The sequence below is a fragment of the Psychroflexus halocasei genome, from assembly GCF_900107595.1.
Taxonomy (GTDB): domain Bacteria; phylum Bacteroidota; class Bacteroidia; order Flavobacteriales; family Flavobacteriaceae; genus Psychroflexus; species Psychroflexus halocasei.
This window is the reverse complement of sequence record NZ_FNQF01000006.1, coordinates 170613-188842: the sequence shown is the minus strand read 5'-3', so window position 1 is coordinate 188842 and position 18230 is coordinate 170613. Positions and strand designations below refer to the sequence as shown.

Here is an 18230-nt window from a genome sequence, read left to right as displayed (position 1 = left end):
CTGAATTCCAGTATTTTATGCAATATAAAGAAGATTAAAATTTACTTTACTTTGTTAAAAATCAAATAGTTAAACAATTTTTGTCGTGTACTAAAGTTTGATTTATAAAATTTGATAAGTGAGTTTCATGTAAAATGAGCGTCCTGGTTTTTGTAAAGCCCAGTTGTCAAAGACTTGCTCATCTGTAATATTTTTGGCGCTTAAGCCTAAGTTTAATTTGTTTTCCATTAAGCTATAATTGATACCAAGACTGTGGACAGCTTGCGTTGGGATGATTGCTTTTCCGCTACTGGCTAAGCTTTCCCAGTTTCTAAAAAACTCATGTGTGTACGAAAAGTTGTAGTTAAAACTTAAGTCGTTTCCTTTTTTAAGAATATTTGGAAATTTATACTCCGCATACGCATTGAGCGTTAAGTAAGGTGCATTTCTTAATCTGTCCTTGTAATAAATATATTCTGATCCAAATTCATCATACTTCAAATTGTAACGTGCGTTGAAATTTGAAAAATTAGTAATGATTTTTAAGCGGCGGTTGTAATTGTAATTTAACTCCAAATCAAAACCAGTACTTCTGACTTTTCCTAAATTTTCAAAACCATATTTATCATCGATTTTGCTACTCACACCACGCACAATCATGTCACTGATATCTCTTAAAAAGAAATTGACATCTGCTTTTAAACTGTGTTTTTTATAAATAAAAGGACCAAAAGAAGCACCTAAATTAACATTCGTGCTTTTTTCAGGATCTAAAGTATAAGTCGGTAAAACATTCTGACTTGTGTTTCCTAGCAACTCAGTCACACCTGGCATTCTGATTGCTTTTTCAGCTGAAGACATCAATAAAACTTTAGGATGAACTTCATAAGAAAGCGCTAAACCATAGCCTTCATTTGAGATTGATTTATCATATTTAGTTGCAATAATATTGTCATTTCTATCTTTCTGAATATCAGTTAACTCGACTTTTTGTTTATAGTATTTGAAAAATAAAGAGGTGCTGAACTTTTCATCAAAGAAAGAAGCGTCATAGCTTAAACTATAAATTTGCTTACTTAAAAAGCGTGTATCCAATAGCTCGTTTTCAGCTTTTGGCAGCATCGGGTCATCAATATCACGCGTAAATCTGTTATAAAAGAAATTCCCTTTAAGGCTATGATTCTCAATAAATTCATAAGCCAAACCAGTTCTATTTGCAAAGTTCTTTTCTTTGTTATTTGCTAAAGTAGCTTGACCACCTTCACCACCAGAATTTCTCCAGTTAATCGGATTTCCGTCAGCGTCACGGATAATTTCACCCAACCAATTATACATATAAGGAATTGTATCAATCACTTTACGATTGGTTTGAGAGAAAGAAGAAAATGTATTAAAATCTAGACCGTCAAGTAGAATATCCGATTTTTTATACTTTAAACTTGCCATTTTCGTGTCGCGTTCACTGCGACGGTTACCGTAAACCACATCCATTGTTGCGCCTGTTTGAATGTCATTATCCATATCGGAGATCAATAAACCCAGTGTTAATTCATCAGCCCAAGATTTATCTCTCACACCAATATCAGCTTTAACGCCTTTTGATTCATAAGCATCATGAAAACGCTCAGCTTTGACATATTTTACTTTTCCAGTTTGCGGATTAACAACATAAACATTGTCGCCATAAACCTCATAATTGTTATCTGTATATGTGTAAAAAGCTGAAAGCTGTGTATTTATTCCTGTTTTTTCATGGTAGAAGTTTCCATTAATATCTGCCTGATGCGTGTTGAAAGAACCGAAAGTATAGGAAGCTGTTAGGTTGGTTTTCTTTTCTTTTTTCAGAACAACATTGATTCCTCCACCCAAAGCATCTTCAGTTAATTCACCTGGCAAAACACCTTTATAAACTTCAATTCGCTCAATCATAGAAGGCGGAATACTGCTTAATGAAAAAGCACGACCGTAATTACGGATCGGGATGCCATCAATAAAAACACGGACAGAATTTCCAGATAATCCATTAAGGTTATAATTGACAGATGAACCTAAACCAGCAGATTGTCTGATTTTCACACCTGCTGACCGGTCTAATATTTCATTCGAGCCTAAACTTTGAAGCGCCAAATCTTTAGTTGTGATCACCTCAACGCTGTAGCCTTTTTCTTTGGTTAAACGCCCTTTAGATTTACTTTCAATAATCACATTATCAAGTTCAAAAGTTTCATCTTCTTCTAATTGAATTTTTAAGAAGTCAGAAGTATTTGTCAAATCCGTTTTTAAACGAATTTCACTTTTACCGAAAGGCTGAACGATGACTTCATAGGCTTTAGACTTCAAGTCAGTAATTGTAAACTGACCTTTTTCATCTGTGTAAGCATGCTTACTACCTTCCTTTATATAAACAAAAGCAGAAATAACTGGGTCACCATTTTTGTAGACAACTTCTCCAGAAAGTGATTTTGAAGATTGCTGAGCAAATGCAACAAACGTTACACTGAGCGATAAGAATAAACTGAAAATAACTTGCTTCATTTAGTCTTTTATTTGTAATAAATCTAAATAAATGCAAATGTATAATTTTAATATAGAACAATTATAAATAAGAAAATAAAAAAGATGCGCATCAACTTTTTAAATAGCCTCAACAATTATTAACTAGCATATTTCATTATTAAATCAATCAAGTAAATGGTGATGGATGATAAAATCATCATCAAAAACCAAATTTTTATGAAATAAATTAAATAATGTTAAAATTTGAAATCATAGGATACTAATATTCATTTTGATTAAATATCTAACATTGACTTTAAAGTTTGAATGTAAGACTCAAGTTCATCTCGCCCAAGCTCTGTCATTCTGCATCGCGTTAAAGGGTAATTATCTTTAAAAGATTTTTCAATTTCAATATAATCAGCAGTCTCTAACTTTTTAAGTTGCACACTTAGATTACCTTTTGAAGCAGAAGTGGCTTCTAGTAATTTATTAAATTCTACCCATTCCACATTTGCTAAAAAACTAATTATACTTAGTCTTAGTTCCTGATGTAATAAAGGATTAAGCTTTTTCATTTTTTTTCGTATATAAACCTGGTATGAAATAGCCACCCATCATTCCTATAGCATAAACAAGGCTCACCCATTTACCTTCAATAAAAAAACCGCTGATAATTGCTGTCACAACAAGAATAATTCCGCCAACGAAAAGGGCTTTATTTTTGGTAATTGCAGCACTAATAAAAGTTGCATTTGCGGCTAAAAGTAATATTAAGGCATGAGGTGGCATTAAAGATTTGACACTATAAATAATGACAAATAATAAACATATACCAAAAGAAATCCAAACATACTTCATTATACGATCAAATACAGTTTCAACCCGAAAATCATTTTTTCTTTGAGATAGAGCTACCAAAGCCCCTCCTATACCACCTGCAATTGGCCAAACAATCCAAGCTGTGTCAATAAGGCCTATCAAAAAAAATTCTACTAAACCAGCAATACCCATCACTGCACCCCAAATAATGAAATAAACTGAATATCGATGAAGCGATTTTCGGCTTTCTCTCATCATTTCTTCAATAATTTTTATGCTTTTAGTTGTTTCCATATTCTAATAATTTTAATCAAAAATAAACTAGTTTATAATATAAACCAAATTTAATTAAAGATAAAAGAATCTTATTCATTTCAGCTTTATTAAATTCAAAAAACCATAAACACCTGATAAACAGAATGTTCAAGTTTTTATTTCTTAATAAATGTTAAAATAAACGGCTTATTTCTATATTCACTATTTAAATCTATTCTAAATTAATACATTTGCTTTTTCAAAAAATTAATAATCATGAAAAAAATATTTTTAGCTATTATTGCGATTTCAATCTTTACTGCTTGTAAAAACGATAACCAGCAAAAAAAATCATCGACAAACGAAAAGTCTCAAGATGAAGAAGTCATGACACTTTATACGCATCGTCATTACAAACCTGACCAAAGTATCATTAAAATGTTTGAAGATGAAACAAACATTAAAGTTAAGGTTGTTAATGCCAGTGCCGATGAACTCATCCAAAAAATGAAAATGGAAGGCAAACAATCTCCCGCTGATGTGATTATCACTGTTGATGCTGGCCGTTTACACCGTGCTAAAGAACAAGATTTATTACAAAGCATTGAATCTGATGTGCTAGAAAAGACAATACCTTCACACCTTCAAGACACGGATAACCAATGGTTTGGCTTCACTAAAAGAGCGAGAATAATCGCTTATGCGAAAGATAGAGTTAAACCTGAAGATCTATCAACTTATGAAGATTTGACAGCAGAAAAATGGAAAAACAAGATCTTAATCAGATCTTCTTCAAACATCTACAACCAATCCCTGATGGCATCAATTATTGCTAATGATGGCGAAGAAGAAGCTAAAGAATGGGCAAAAGGTATTGTAAATAATATGGCACGCGCTCCTAAAGGCTCTGATAGAGACCAAGTGAAAGCTGTTGTCGCTGGCGAAGGTGATTTAGCAATTGTTAACTCTTACTACATCGGTAAAATGCTCAACTCTCCTGACAGCGAAGAAGTTGAAACTGCCAAAAAAATTGGTTTGTTTTTCCCAAATCAAGATGGCAGAGGAACGCATGTGAATGTGAGTGGTGCTGGTGTTACTAAATATGCGCCAAATAAAGAAAATGCAATTAAATTTATTGAATTTTTAGTAAGTGAAAAAGCACAAAAAGAATTCACTAACCTAAACTACGAATACCCAGTGATTGAAAGTGTTGAGCCAACGGCAGACATCAAAGCATGGGGCGATTTTAAAGAAGATAATTTAGAATTGACAAAACTCGGAGAAAATAATAAAAAAGCAGTTTTACTTTTTGATGAAGCAGGCTGGAAATAATAAAAAATCCTCCTTGATCACAAGGTTGAATAGACTTGTACGAGATACAAACAAATGGTCAGTTTTTACGCTGGCCATTGTTCTTTTCTTGGCATTACCTATTCTTTTTATCGGTGTTGAGCTTTTTGCTGGACCTGGTGAATCTTGGAATCATATTACTGAATATTTATTACCCGAGTATATACTCAACTCTTTATATCTGATTGTTTTTTGTAGTCTATTGGTTCTCATTTTTGGTGTTTCCTCCGCATGGTTTGTTTCACGCTTTGAGTTTCCTTTACGCAAACAAATGGAGTGGCTTCTTATTCTTCCTTTAGCAATTCCCTCCTACATTGTCGGTTATGCTTATGCTGGTATATTTGATTACGGTGGAAGTTTAAACCTTATTTTAAGGTACTTTAATCTTGACTTTATTCGCATTGATGTGATGAACAAAGCTGGACTCGCCTTCGTATTAAGCATTTCGCTATTTCCTTATGTTTACGTTAGTGCGAGAGCTTTCTTCCTGAATCAAGCCAACAACCTTCTTGAAGCCTCGAAAATGCTAGGTGTAGGTGAAGCCAAAAGTTTCTTTAAACTCATGCTTCCTCTTGCCCGACCTGCTGTTGTTGCTGGCTTAGTTTTGGTATTAATGGAAGTCCTCAACGATTATGGTGCTGCTAAATATTATGGCGTCAATACGTTTACAACTGGTATATTCAGGTCGTGGTTTTCATTAGAAGAACCTCAGACAGCGGTTTATTTATCAGCAATTTTAGTGGTGATTATCCTTGCTTTAATTCTTTTTGAAAAGTGGCAAGTCAGGAAAATGAAATTTAATTCAGTAAAAACAAACAACACACAACTCGAACGTAAAGAAACAAAGGGCAGTCAAAAATGGTTGATATTTTCTGTGGTCATGCTACCTGTTTTGCTTGGCTTTATTTTACCTGTTGCTCAACTCATCTATTGGGCGACAATCACAGCTTCAACAGTTTTTGACACAGCATTTATCATGCTATCACTGCAAAGCTTTGGTATTGCCATTTCATCAGCAATTATCACAGTTTTCTTTGCACTTTTATTGATTTATTTTTCAAAATGGAGCGCATTAAATTTTATAAAAAATGTCGCTAAGGTGGGTGTTTTAGGTTATGCCATTCCTGGTGCAGTTATCGCAATTGGCATTATGTTACCGACTATAGCCTTTGACAAATGGCTAATTCAAATTTTGGGTCAATTCGGTATTGACTCTGGACTGATTATCAATGGAACGCTGATCGCTTTATTTTATGCTTATGCTGTGAGATTCTTAGCTGTGGCTTATCATCCCATAGATTCCACGGCTTTAAAAGTGAGCGAAAGCATTCCTGACTCATCAAAGGTTTTAGGTGTTGGACATCTCAAAACTTTTAGGAAAATTGAATTTCCTTTAATTAAAACGGGCGTTTTCAGTGCTGTGATTTTGGTTTTTATAGATGTGATGAAAGAATTACCTCTCACGTTAATTCTCAAGCCTTATCATGTAGACACTTTAGCTGTTAAAGCCTTTGAATATGCAAGCGACGAAATGGTTATGGAAGCCTCAATACCATCACTTTTCATTATCTTTACGGCGATGATTCCTGTTATATTTCTTAATAAATTACTGATCAATAAATAAAATGCTAACAATACAATCACTTTCAAAAAGTTACGATAAAGGCAAAAATTTTGCTTTGGATGATGTCACAATTGATCTGAAAGCTGGAGACGTGTGTGCCATTGTGGGCGAAAGCGGTAGCGGAAAAACAACTTTAGTACGTTTGATTGCTGGCTTGGAAAGACCAGATGAAGGCAGTATTTCGCTAAATGGAAAAGTGATTGCTTCTGATAAAAAATTTGTTCAGCCGGAAAAACGAAAAATCGGATTAGTGTTTCAGGAATATGCACTTTTTCCGCATCTGACTATTGAAGAAAACATTTTATACGGAATTTCAAAACTTAAAAACAAGAAGAAAAGAGCGCAAGAAATGCTCGACTTGGTTGGCTTAAGTGATTTAGGCAAACGCTATCCGCATCAACTCTCAGGCGGACAACAACAACGCGTTGCCTTGGCAAGAGCTTTGGCACCTGAACCTTCTTTGTTAATTTTGGATGAACCTTTTAGTAATCTGGATGCAATGCTTCGCATGCAACTTAGAAATGAAGTTTTCGATATCATCAAAAAAACTGGTGTGACCGTTTTATTCGTTACACATGATACGCAAGATGCACTTTCGGTAGCTGATGAAATCATGATTCTCCAAAACGGAAAAGTCATACAAAAAGATGCGGCTGCAAATTTATATGTCAAGCCCAACACTTTATACGTGGCTTCACTGTTTGGCAATACTGTACAGATCAATAAGAACTTGCAAACGGCTTTTAAATGTCCTTTAAATGAAAATTGCTGTCACGCAATCAGGAATGAAAAATTTAAAGTTTTCCCTACTCATGATGGCACTGATCCTAAAAGCATCGATGAATGTGACCACATCACCAAAGCAGATGTGATTAAAAAAGTGGTACTTGGCGATTCGATTCAGCTTTTATTAAAACTAGAATCTGGTGAGCAACTCACCGTGATGACGCAAGACTCCAACATCGCAGATTCCATCTACATCGGTTTTAATTCTAATGATATTTTAGAGTTTAGTGAGGAAAATTAATCATCACTCCTTAATCAACTTCTTAATATAAGTTTTGCCTTCATTTGTTTTCAGGTGAACAAAATAAATACCTTGTGAAAGTTTAGAAACATCTATTGATTTTTGTTTCTCATTCTTCAGTTGATGTTTTTTTATTAATTGCCCTTGGCTGCTATAAATTGTCAACTGCAATGCATTAATATTTTTATGCCAATCAAAATGAAGTTTTCCTTTTGTTGGATTTGGATAAATTAAAATTGGGACTAAGTCTTCTTCATAAGACCTAGTTTGTAATACATTTCCAATATCTAAAGTATAAATATCTGATCTAAAACTCGTCGCAATAATTTTATCTTCTAAAATATGGAAAAGGTTACAACAGTTAGAGTCTTCAATAATAGCACTACTGACTTCTGTCCAGTTCATGCCTGCATCTATTGTTTTGTAAACCTGACCTAAATTTGTCACGCCTAAAGCTGTGTTGGCATCAAAAAAACGGTAAGCCAAAATATAACCTTCAAAACCATGAAGTTCAAAATTCTGACCGCCATCAAAAGTGACATAGTCACCGATGTAAACGGTATTGTCATCAATAATCTCTATTTGTCCGTAAGATGGCGCTGAGAAAGTTAATTCCGTCCAAGTGTCGCCAGCATCAACTGATTTAAAAATTTGATTTACAGAATTGATCAAAAAACCTGTTTGATTATCTTCTGTAAATTTAAGTTGTGTTACATTTCCAACTTCAGCAATATGTGTCCACCCACTACTGTTTTGATAGTGATAAAGGCCGTCACTTGAGAAGAAGTTTCCACCTCCTACGAAAAAATCACTCATCGATGAAATCCATGAAGTCTTCGCGACAAATTGCTGCGTGATAGTTGGCCCAGGAACTGTTGCCCAGGTTTCGCCAAAATCTTGTGATAAGCCAACATAACTGATATTACCACGTGAGGTAATGGCCTGACCGTTAGCTCTCATTTGAACAGTGCTGTATCCACCAGAAACGTTTTTCTTTTCCCAATTCTGCCCGCCATCAGATGTTCTAAACATGACATCGCGAAAAACTGCACTTCCGTTTTGTCCTTTCCCAACAACCAAACCTCGATCTAGATCTGCAAATGACACTTGATTGAGATCACTCATTGTGACGCCTTTAAGGTGAGAAGCCCATGTGTTCAAATCTGAAGATTCAAGTATTTCAGCTTCTGTACCGATGTAAGTTAAATTTGTAGAAGCCGAAACTGTATATAAGTCGTCTGAACCAATAATTTCAGTTGTCCAAGTTAAACCATCATCATCTGAAGTGAGCACTCTACCTGATTGACCTACAGCAATTAAGTTACCGTTATGCGCTTGAGTGACATCGTAGATGATTCTATTTGTCGTTGTGGTGGCTTGTGTCCACGTCTCACCAGCATCATGTGTGTAAAAAATGTATCCGTTTGAGCCAACAATAACGCCTTTTGTTTCTGAGAAAAAATAGATTTTTTCAAAATTCCAGTAAGAATCAATATTTAAAATGATTTCTGTCCAAGTTGTTCCACCATCAATTGTTTTTAGGAAGCTAATATCTTCACCAACAGCAAAACCCGTGAGATCATCGATAAAATAAATGCTTTTTAAATTTTCTGTTGTTGGTGTTGTTTGTTCTGTCCAATTTTCGCCTGCATCGTCAGTATGAAAAATAACACCATTATCACCAGTAATAAATCCCTGATTTTCATCTAAGAAGAACAGAGTATTAAAAGCGACGCCAGGTAAATCTTGTGAAGTAATTGTCTGAAAATTGTCATTCGTAAAATAAAGATCATAAGACGATAAAACGAATCCAGAATTGTTAGCGATCATCTGCATATTTCTAGCATCTGGAAATTGATAACGTTGATAGATTGCACCTAAATCAGAACTTGCGTACAAATAATCAAGTGTCGGACTTGCATCCAGAGCATAAATTGAATTATTATCAGTGACTTCTAAAGTCGTGATTTTAGAGATACTTTTTAGTGGGGTTCTCAAAATCCACTCTTGGGCAAATAATTGTGAGCTTAATAATGTAAAAACTAAAAGTAAAATAGATTTATTGTGAAAATATTTATTTTTCATAATGTATTGATCAAATGATTTTTAGGTTATAAAATTACATTTTTTTTAAGAATCATTCATGGCTTTTGTTTATTAGGATTAAAATCCACTAAGAGAAATGGTTTTATTGAAAACAAAAAAACCGAGTTATGATATTATCACAACTCGGCTTCTTTTTTATAAGACTTGTTATTTTATTTTAAACTTGTCTTGTTAATTTAATAAATTAATTCTCCTTCTTTCTTAATCGTCGTACTCCTGCTACAGCTCCTACTGCTATAGCAACTCCAATTAATCCATCTATCGGTGCTGGTGTATCACCAGGACCTTCCTCGCCACCTCCTGGTAATGGTATTTGCGCCATACTTGGTGCCACAATAAGCAATATAAACACTACCAATAATATGCCTTTTACAATGTTTTGATTTTTATTCTTTTTCATTTTTAAAGATTTTATAATTATTACATGATGATGAGTCGCTTCTCAACTTTCTTGTCTTTATTGATTATACTAACCATATATACTCCGCTACTTAAAACAGCCTGTGGTTGTATTTTCACTCTTGTATCGTCAAGGGATAACTTAGTATTGTAAACAGTTTTCCCATACATATCGATCATTCTCACTTCTACATCTTTTCCTTTAAAATCTCCTGTTGTGATGTAAAATGCATCTCCTATCTCTGTTGGATTAGGATATATCTCTATTCCAAAGTCTGCCTCTGGCTGATCTAATCCTAATGTCACTCGCTCAAAGCTTAAACTAAATCTATTCGAAGATATACTTTCTAGAGATAATTCATTGACACTAAAGCCATATAAATTCTCTCCTGATTCTAAAAGAACTGATTCTTCTGTGTAATTATCATTCAAGTAAACTTTTACACCTTCCAATTCGTTAACCTCTAATCGCAACATATAATTTTCATGCGCGTAATTATTAACAAATAAAGAAATCTCCTCGCCAACTTCTGGCAATGCTCTTCGCTCAACACTATAAGCCGACTCAACTGATCCTATACCAATATTCTCAGTAAAGTTAAATGGCTTGACGGCATCATTATTATTCAACTCATTACTATAACTTGAATTAAATAATAATTGGAAACTATCATGTAATGACTCATTATTTGCATGATTTTCTGCAGTAAATAATTGACCTATAATAATTTGGTCTGCATTTAAACTCCCATTACTGAAAGTCGAATTTAAATTTCCAGGTGCTTTAGAGCTTTCATTAAAAACAATTGAAGTAAGTCCATTACTAGCTGTCGCTAATTGAACTGCTTGACCTGGTTGTAAATACTCATTCGCTTGTGAGTTTGATGCATTAGTTCCTGCTGGAAGTGTTACAGTTACATAACCTCCGTAAGTTCCTAAATTAGGATCATAATAATATGCAAAATTCCCGTTTAGGTTTTGAGAATCTGCTATAACTGCATTTAAGTCAACAGTACTTTGGTACGGGTTACCAAACATTACAAATTCACCTGCATTTGTAGTAGCAAAGTTTTGAGTGTTTGTCCCTGTAAACAAACTACCTGTCGCTCTTAACACAGTTTCGTCAGCTTGTGAAACTGGGTCTGCTGTTAAATCAACTGCTCTCGATCCTCGAACATACATTAAATAGCCTTCTCCTGCTGTTAATACATTGACGTCTGTATCTCCAATTGCTTCAAAAGCTTGTGTACTTGCATTAATCATAAACATTGAAGTATTTCCTGTTAATGTCCCATCAAATCCGTTCATTTGGTCCGTTGTACTACCCGTAATATGTGTACCGAAACCTGGGTTTGGATTATCCGTATTACTCGTAGCTCCTTCTTGCCAGTTATCGTGAATAGAAGTTGTGGTTGTTACTGCACTACTTACCATTCTATAAGACCTCTTAGCACTCATACTTCTCTGAACTGTAACTTGTCCTGTAATCGTAGATGTCACAGGCACTGAAGCCAACTCTCCATTTCCGTTTGCAGTACTTATAAACACAAGATCACCATCATTGGTAATATCCCCATTTATCGTTAAAACAGAACCAACATTTAATGTAGCACCACTCATTACGGTAACATCATTAACCTCAATGTTTGAAGTAAAACTAGTTACACCATCCATAACGGTAATATCATCGGTAGCTGTTGCATTGGTGTTCGGATCGCTTGGAGTCCAAACACCGCCTGTATATACAAAGCCAGGGGCGATACATTCAACACCTATAGTAAATTCACCTGTACCAGAGTAATCAAATACCCTAACAGTGTATGTTCCCACTGCTGGAGCGTTAAGTTCAATTTGTTCTGGATTTCCTGTATCAGAGCAATTAAGCTCAGTCAGATTTCCACAAACATCTGAGTAAACAAAAAGTACGCCGTCAAATCCAGAAGTCCCAGCTAATTGATTAAGACTAATCAAGTAATCACTAGATCCATCAGCTTCAAATGTGTAAAATAAGTCGCGTGCATCACTCGACGAAAAACTACCACATTGAGTAGACAATCCAGAAGCAGTAGCATATTCAGTAGAGCCTGTTACAGTCTGACCACATGTTAAAGCGATAGCGCCATTACAATCATTATTTGCCTCAGTTGTGAAAAATTCAAGTGGTCCAACCCAATTACTTAAGTCGTTACCACCACAACTTGCCTGAACGTATGCTTCGAAAGAAGTACCTTCCATTAAAGCAGAAATTTGATAAGTTGGTGTATTATTGACAACATCAGTACCAAGATCATCAGTTCCTGGCGTGTATCCAGATGCTCCCCAAGAAATATTCCAAGCAGTTTCGGTATCACCTGCTGTCCAAGAAACATCGGCAGTAGTTGTAGTTACAGCATCAACTGCCAAAGCAGTTGGCTTTAGACAGGTTGGCATTTCAATTACCGAAATATCATCAATTGCCATATCGCCCGTAAAGCTGGTGCCTTTTACTCCTTCAAATTTTATTTGAATGACTCCACTATAACCTGAAAGTACGATGGACATTTCTTCCCAAGGAGCTGAACCTGAGGTTTGTTGTTGCCCAGATATTGTTCCTTCTAGGTTCCAATTTGTTCCGTCAAAAACGTAAATATTCATATCTCCCATTGAAGCCCCATACATGTGGTAGTAAAAACTCAACGTTGGAGTTGTTAGAGAACTAACGTCAATAAGTGGCGAGATCAATTCAGCAATATCACTTGTTGAACCATTAGAAGATTCAGTAAAGAAAAATTTAGAACCACTATGTGCTGCATTAGGTCCAGTGCTACCAGATAAGGTATTACTGTCGGAAACGTTCCATGCAAATTCACTAGTTGGATTTGCTGTCCAGCATCCATCAACAGCTGCATTTCTATCTGTACCTGTTTGCCCTTCTACATCATCTGTCCAAGGTGTCGTTTCTTCAACACAATCTGTCATAAAGCCAACTGGCCCAGTCCAATCACTTTCATCTCCATTACCACAGTCAGCCTGAATATAAAATTCATAATTAGTATTAGCTGTTAAGTTAGTTATCTGGAATGAAGTAGTATTTGCAATATCAGTTCCTAAATCATCAGTGTCTGGTGTATAGCCAGGAGCACCCCAAGATACATTCCAGGCTGTTTCAGTTTCGCCAGCTGTCCAAGAAACGTCTGCCGTGGTTGTTGTCACTGCATCTTCTGTTAAAGCGGTAGGCTGTAGACATGTTACATTTTGAATTGTAACATTATCAATCATCCAATAATAATCCCAATCTCCAACATAATGAAAGCGAACTTGAGCGTTAGCAGCACCATTGAGTGCTGCGGTAATGTCTAAAGTCATATGAGCGGGATCGGCTGAGCTTGGCTCTTCTATCCCATAAACCTCCACCCAAGAAGTACCGTCAAAAACCTCAACAGCAATCGTACTACCGCAACATGTTCTGTAATAATAATCAAAATCCAATTGAACTGCAGAAGCGGCAGAAACATCAAAGGCTATGGTTTCCAGTGCTGCATCTTGAATCCCACCACTACCGTAATTATCGGAGTCAATGATGGCAAATGGTGCATTAATGGGCATATTTCCAGTCCTGCCTCCAGGATTGTCAAATTCCCAGGTTTGGCCGTTGCCCTGAAGGTCATTATTGGCCCATCCGGAAGGAAGAGCTCCTCCAGAGAAGTCCTCGTCTACATACACCTGTGACCACATAATTGTCGTTATCAAAGATGCAATGCATAAAAACGTAAATTTTTTCATAATAGATAAATTTTAAATTAATAAAACTGACATAATTTTTATTGTCAAAAGAACGTTAAAAGTATTAAAATTATCTAAATATAAAAAATTTATTCAACTAAATATTAATAACATTAAATACATCTATAAATAAATAAAAGTAAATATTTATTAGAAAATATAAAAATATACTTGGAATCAACATTAAAATAAGCATTATTATACAAATTAAATTAATTAACAAAAAATATTATTGTTTATATTTTTAACAAAAATATCGTAAAAACCTTTACCAAAAATTGATCATATTAAATTAAAAATGCCTTGAAAATTTCTTCTCAAGGCATTTGTTCATTTCTAAATAAAAGAAAAATTATTTTTTAATAAATTTTTCTGTGTATGATTTATTTTCTTTTGTTGTGATTTCAAGAATGTATGCGCCTCCTGAAAGTTGATCAACATTTAAAGTTTCAGCAGATGCGCTCTCAAGCAATTGCTGGCCCATCATGTTATAAACTGATAAACGCTCAAGTTCTAAAGATTCTAAACCTTGTATATTTAATTTATTTTCAACCGGATTTGGATAAATATTTATATCAGAAAGTTTTAAAAAATCCTTGTTTGATAAAGTCTCTACTTCAAAAGTTAGCATAGCTGAATCATTTATATCTGAGCTACAATTAGTAATGATGTAAAAGTCATATCTATCTGGATATAAATCATTAATTATCAAGCTATTGATGTCATTTAATAAAACTCCTTGCTTTATAATGTTATTGTCTAAAGGTTGATTTCCTTCAACCACTACAGACCAATAGTAATTTGTGAAGTTAATATCATCTGGGGCAGTCCAGCTAACAAAAATTTCTCCAATAGATAATTGTTCTGCTTCGAGATTTGACGGTAAAGGACAATTAGGGCTATTCCTTATAATAACAGTATAATCTTCTGTTTGACCTGCTAATAAGGTACTATTACAGGCGGATGTGATAACATTGGGTGCATTTGGGTTATTTAAAGCTTCGGTGTTAGTTGCTTTAATAACTCTTAATTTTGTACTGCCTGTGATAGCATTTTCAGGAATAGTCACCTCAGTTGATAATATATTAGTAGATGTTAAATCTGTAGGATCAATTCTTCCTAAATAATAGCTTTCATCTAGGTCATCAAATGAATTATTTTGATTATAATCAATAAACATCATTATATCACTAGGATAATCATTTGAAACTCCAGATACTGAAATTGTATAGGTTGCAGATTTTTGTAATGGAGTTGATTGAGATGTAAAGTCCTCATAAATTAACTCACTATCTGCTGATGAATTGTTATTGATATTTTCAAAAGATACTTGGGTAATAGCCTGCCCTAAAGCACTATTTTCAAAAGTTGGAGTGCAAAAGTTATCTGCAAAATTATTTTTATAGATTGTTGTAAATACATTCATATTAGTATCAAGACCATTAACTACAACATCCATATCACCGTCGTTATCAAAATCAGACCACCTCACTCGACTAATATAAGTATCTTTAAAAACGTTACTAAGATGTAGATTAGTAGAGTAGTTATTGTTGTTGTTTTGGTAAAGCTTAGCATATAACTCGTTATTTGAATCAGTTCCTGTCAAAAAGATATCAAGTTGCCCATCATTGTTAAAATCTACAAAATCTGCGGTCCCAAAATAAACTTGTTGCAACTCTATATCATCTTGTTTTGTATAAACAGCAGTACCATCATTTTTATAAACAGCGGTAAAAACCTCATAATCTTCATTCATACCTGATATTAAGACATCTAAATATCCGTCGTTATCAAAATCACCTGTGCTTAAGCCTGCAAAATATACATTTGCTAAACCTGAATCTGTTTTTTCTGTAAAATTATCATTCCCGTTATTAAGATAGAGTTTAGTTTCTGGAACATAATTATTGCTGTAGCCTGAGATTAAAATATCTGTAAAACCGTCATTATTCGCATCGAAAAAAACTATATCACCATAAGTATTACCAAAAAAACTGAAATCAGATTCTGTAAATCCTCCGTTTCCGTCACCATAATAAAGTACTGTTATAAAATCGGAATTATCAGTCATTCCGCTAATAACAAAATCATCAATTCCATCCTGATTTACATCTCCAACTTTTAGATTACCTGTTTCTACTCCTTGAATTGGTAATAAGTTTTCTTGAAAACTCCCATCAGCCTGTTTAGTGTATAAATAAGTATAGCTTGCATTCTCATCAGTTCCTGTCAGAACAAAGTCCATTAAACCATCTTGATTAGCATCTAACACATCAGCAGAGGCGTGGCCTAAAGCCTTAATTTGATGCGCTACTTCCTGAAATTGACCATCTTGATACTCATAAAGTTTCGATAGATAATTATAATTGATATCAAAACCTACGGTAATTAAATTTTGATATTGCATCTCATCCTGACCTATCCAAAATGATGTTCCATTAGCGACTCCTTCATGTGTTGAAAAGTCTTCAAAGAACTGAGCAGTCATTATTGATGTGAACATTAATGTTGCTAACAGTGTAATTTTTTCCATTATAATATTATTTTTATTTAGACTTACTCAAAACTACGGATTAATTTTAAATTAATTTATAGCCATATAACATGGTTTACATAGCCAAAAACAATGAATAAATATTGGATATTGGCAAACTTAGTTTACAGAAAATCTGAACGAGTTTTTAAGTTCCTTTTTAATTAAAAGTAAAAGTTCTTTTTTTTCAAAAAAACGTGGACTAACAAGTTTTATTGGAAGAGTGACTTTGAGTTGCTGATTAATCATTAAGTGATTAATGTAGTTTTTATCATGTTTATTTATAATTACTGAAGGTAAAATAGTCGTGCCTCCATTAATTTGAATAATTTTACGTATGGTTTCTATAGATCCATTTTGGTATGACAAATCAATGCTGAAGTCTTTGTGAGTTTCAAAACCATTGTAATTAATCTCTTTTAAAATTGATTCAAAATCATATTGTAAAATAAGTTTATGAAAGTGAAAAAAATTTACATCTTTTCTTTCCAGTTGGCAAGTATTTCCTTTTAAACTCGTGTAAGCAAAAAAAGTTTCGTCATATAATTTTGATTCATAATAACCTGATTGATCTTTAAAACTATACGTTATACAGGCATCTAAACTATTGTTATGTAATTTTTTTTGAAGTTGAATTAAATTAAGCTCAAAAATATTGAACCTAATATTTGGGTATTTATCAGCAAATAATTTAAGAAAAAACGGCAAAAAATAAGGAGCTAAACACGTCCAAACACCTAAATTAAAAGTATGATGGTATATGTCATTTTCATCTTTAGCACAATTTTCCAATTCCTTTATTTTGTGTAAAATTTCTTTTGCTATTATTAAGACCTTTTCCCCTTTTGCAGTAGGAACTATTGGAGATCTAGATCTATCAAAGATCATGATATCTAACTCTTTTTCAAGTTTTTGTAACTCACGACTTAATGTAGGTTGTGCAACACAGCATTTATCAGCAGCACGAGTAATATGCTGTTGATCTTTTATCGCTAAAATATATTTTAATTGATTGATATTCAATGTTACTTATTTAGAGTTAATCTAAATAATCACAAATATAAGTTTAATTTTTGAATTAAAAATGCCTTGACAATTTCTTCTCAAGGCATTCATTAGTTTCTAAAGAAAAATTATTTTTTAATAAATTTTTCTGTGAATGATTTATTTTCATTTGTCGTGATTTCAAGAATGTATGCGCCTCCTGAAAGTTGATCAACATTTAAAGTTTCAGCAGTTGTGCTTTCATAACAATGATTTTCTTCAGTCATACTGATAGTGATGTTGTTTTTCTTTAAAAGTTCCAGTAAAACTCAATTAACTTTTTCTACTAAATACTTATCCATAATTGAAAAATCAATTTCAATCAGAGGTATTCTATAATTACGGATAATGGTTCTTTGCTATTTGCAAACTCCTCTATTTAAATATTCAATCCAATAATTTAAACAAACAATCATGAATATGGTTACTATAAAAAAAACACGACCTTTGCATCGTGAAAACAACAACACTCATATTATCTTTGGTCATACTTTTTAAGCCTATAGTACCACTTATGGAATATGCGGCTTTCTATGATTATATAAAAAATGAGCTGTGTGAAAATAAGGATGAGCCAAAACTAGAATGTAATGGAAAGTGTTATTTAAAAAAAGAGTTAGCCAAAGCTTCGGAGTCTGAAAGTGATAAAGAAAAGAAACACATTTCAGCAGAGTCTAATCTTGTATTCTATGAAGAAATAGAAAAGAATTTTTACTTTCAGCCTCCTTTATTATATACCGCTAAATTAAAAACACTTACTAGCAACGGCAATTTATCCTATTCCTATCTGAATACAGATTCTATATTTCGCCCTCCAATAAAATAGTATC

The 18230-nt window shown here is 33.7% G+C and carries 13 protein-coding genes; 4 read left to right on the top strand and 9 right to left on the bottom strand.

The annotated features are described in order from the left end of the window. Positions 1–102: 102 nt before the first annotated feature. The 3 genes from BLV84_RS09115 to BLV84_RS09105 form a co-directional block, all read right to left on the bottom strand. Positions 103–2514, bottom strand: coding sequence for a TonB-dependent receptor (locus tag BLV84_RS09115; protein ID WP_093244362.1), 2412 nt, complete (start codon positions 2512–2514; stop codon positions 103–105). 257 nt (positions 2515–2771) lie between these two features. Next, on the bottom strand, positions 2772–3053 hold the full coding sequence (locus BLV84_RS09110; protein WP_093244361.1) for a winged helix-turn-helix domain-containing protein: 282 nt from the start codon (positions 3051–3053) through the stop codon (positions 2772–2774). After that, a complete protein-coding gene (locus BLV84_RS09105; RefSeq protein WP_093244360.1) occupies positions 3040–3591 on the bottom strand; it encodes a hypothetical protein in 552 nt (183 codons plus the stop codon). Before BLV84_RS09105 ends, BLV84_RS09110 begins: the two co-directional genes overlap by 14 nt. A 237-nt stretch (positions 3592–3828) precedes the next feature. Here BLV84_RS09105 and BLV84_RS09100 point away from each other — a divergent pair, with 237 nt between their 5' ends. The 3 genes from BLV84_RS09100 to BLV84_RS09090 are packed head-to-tail and all read left to right on the top strand — an operon-like array spanning position 3829 to position 7553. Then, positions 3829–4884, top strand: coding sequence for a Fe(3+) ABC transporter substrate-binding protein (locus tag BLV84_RS09100; RefSeq protein WP_093244359.1), 1056 nt, complete (start codon positions 3829–3831; stop codon positions 4882–4884). Then, entirely contained in the window at positions 4865–6526 is a 1662-nt protein-coding gene (locus BLV84_RS09095) for an ABC transporter permease (protein WP_093244358.1), read from the top strand. Before BLV84_RS09100 ends, BLV84_RS09095 begins: the two co-directional genes overlap by 20 nt. A 1-nt stretch (position 6527) precedes the next feature. Beyond that, positions 6528–7553 (top strand): ABC transporter ATP-binding protein, encoded by a 1026-nt coding sequence (locus BLV84_RS09090; protein ID WP_200796269.1) that lies wholly within the window; start codon positions 6528–6530, stop codon positions 7551–7553. 3 nt (positions 7554–7556) lie between these two features. On the opposite strand, the gene BLV84_RS09085 is transcribed toward BLV84_RS09090, so the two are convergent. From BLV84_RS09085 to BLV84_RS09060, 6 genes are all read right to left on the bottom strand, one after another. After that, on the bottom strand, positions 7557–9638 hold the full coding sequence (locus tag BLV84_RS09085; RefSeq protein ID WP_093244356.1) for a T9SS type A sorting domain-containing protein: 2082 nt from the start codon (positions 9636–9638) through the stop codon (positions 7557–7559). A 205-nt stretch (positions 9639–9843) separates the two neighbouring features. Then, positions 9844–9981: a hypothetical protein gene (locus BLV84_RS12515; protein ID WP_159429411.1), complete on the bottom strand. Its 138-nt coding sequence runs from the start codon at positions 9979–9981 to the stop codon at positions 9844–9846. A gap of 98 nt (positions 9982–10079) precedes the next feature. Further along, on the bottom strand, positions 10080–13820 hold the full coding sequence (locus BLV84_RS09075) for a fibronectin type III domain-containing protein (protein WP_093244354.1): 3741 nt from the start codon (positions 13818–13820) through the stop codon (positions 10080–10082). Positions 13821–14172: 352 nt separating this feature from the next. After that, on the bottom strand, positions 14173–16356 hold the full coding sequence (locus BLV84_RS09070) for an FG-GAP-like repeat-containing protein (protein WP_093244353.1): 2184 nt from the start codon (positions 16354–16356) through the stop codon (positions 14173–14175). A 120-nt stretch (positions 16357–16476) separates the two neighbouring features. Beyond that, positions 16477–17379, bottom strand: a complete 903-nt coding sequence (locus tag BLV84_RS09065; RefSeq protein WP_093244352.1) for a LysR family transcriptional regulator — start codon at positions 17377–17379, stop codon at positions 16477–16479. A 110-nt stretch (positions 17380–17489) separates the two neighbouring features. Further along, complete coding sequence (locus BLV84_RS09060) at positions 17490–17627, bottom strand: T9SS type A sorting domain-containing protein (RefSeq protein WP_093244351.1); 138 nt, start codon at positions 17625–17627, stop codon at positions 17490–17492. Positions 17628–17854: 227 nt separating this feature from the next. Here BLV84_RS09060 and BLV84_RS09055 point away from each other — a divergent pair, with 227 nt between their 5' ends. After that, the gene (locus tag BLV84_RS09055; RefSeq protein ID WP_234953125.1) at positions 17855–18226 is read left to right on the top strand and encodes a hypothetical protein; all 372 of its coding nucleotides are present in this window, start codon (positions 17855–17857) and stop codon (positions 18224–18226) included. Positions 18227–18230 lie beyond the last annotated feature (4 nt).

Bases quoted from the DNA above. Each gene is read 5' to 3' on its own strand.
- BLV84_RS09115 (WP_093244362.1), bottom strand. From the start codon at position 2,514: ATGAAGCAAGTTATTTTCAGTTTATTCTTATCGCTCAGTGTAACGTTT.
- BLV84_RS09110 (WP_093244361.1), bottom strand. From the start codon at position 3,053: ATGAAAAAGCTTAATCCTTTATTACATCAGGAACTAAGACTAAGTATA.
- BLV84_RS09105 (WP_093244360.1), bottom strand. From the start codon at position 3,591: ATGGAAACAACTAAAAGCATAAAAATTATTGAAGAAATGATGAGAGAA.
- BLV84_RS09100 (WP_093244359.1), top strand. From the start codon at position 3,829: ATGAAAAAAATATTTTTAGCTATTATTGCGATTTCAATCTTTACTGCT.
- BLV84_RS09095 (WP_093244358.1), top strand. From the start codon at position 4,865: ATGAAGCAGGCTGGAAATAATAAAAAATCCTCCTTGATCACAAGGTTG.
- BLV84_RS09090 (WP_200796269.1), top strand. From the start codon at position 6,528: ATGCTAACAATACAATCACTTTCAAAAAGTTACGATAAAGGCAAAAAT.
- BLV84_RS09085 (WP_093244356.1), bottom strand. From the start codon at position 9,638: ATGAAAAATAAATATTTTCACAATAAATCTATTTTACTTTTAGTTTTT.
- BLV84_RS12515 (WP_159429411.1), bottom strand. From the start codon at position 9,981: ATGGCGCAAATACCATTACCAGGAGGTGGCGAGGAAGGTCCTGGTGAT.
- BLV84_RS09075 (WP_093244354.1), bottom strand. From the start codon at position 13,820: ATGAAAAAATTTACGTTTTTATGCATTGCATCTTTGATAACGACAATT.
- BLV84_RS09070 (WP_093244353.1), bottom strand. From the start codon at position 16,356: ATGGAAAAAATTACACTGTTAGCAACATTAATGTTCACATCAATAATG.
- BLV84_RS09060 (WP_093244351.1), bottom strand. From the start codon at position 17,627: ATGACTGAAGAAAATCATTGTTATGAAAGCACAACTGCTGAAACTTTA.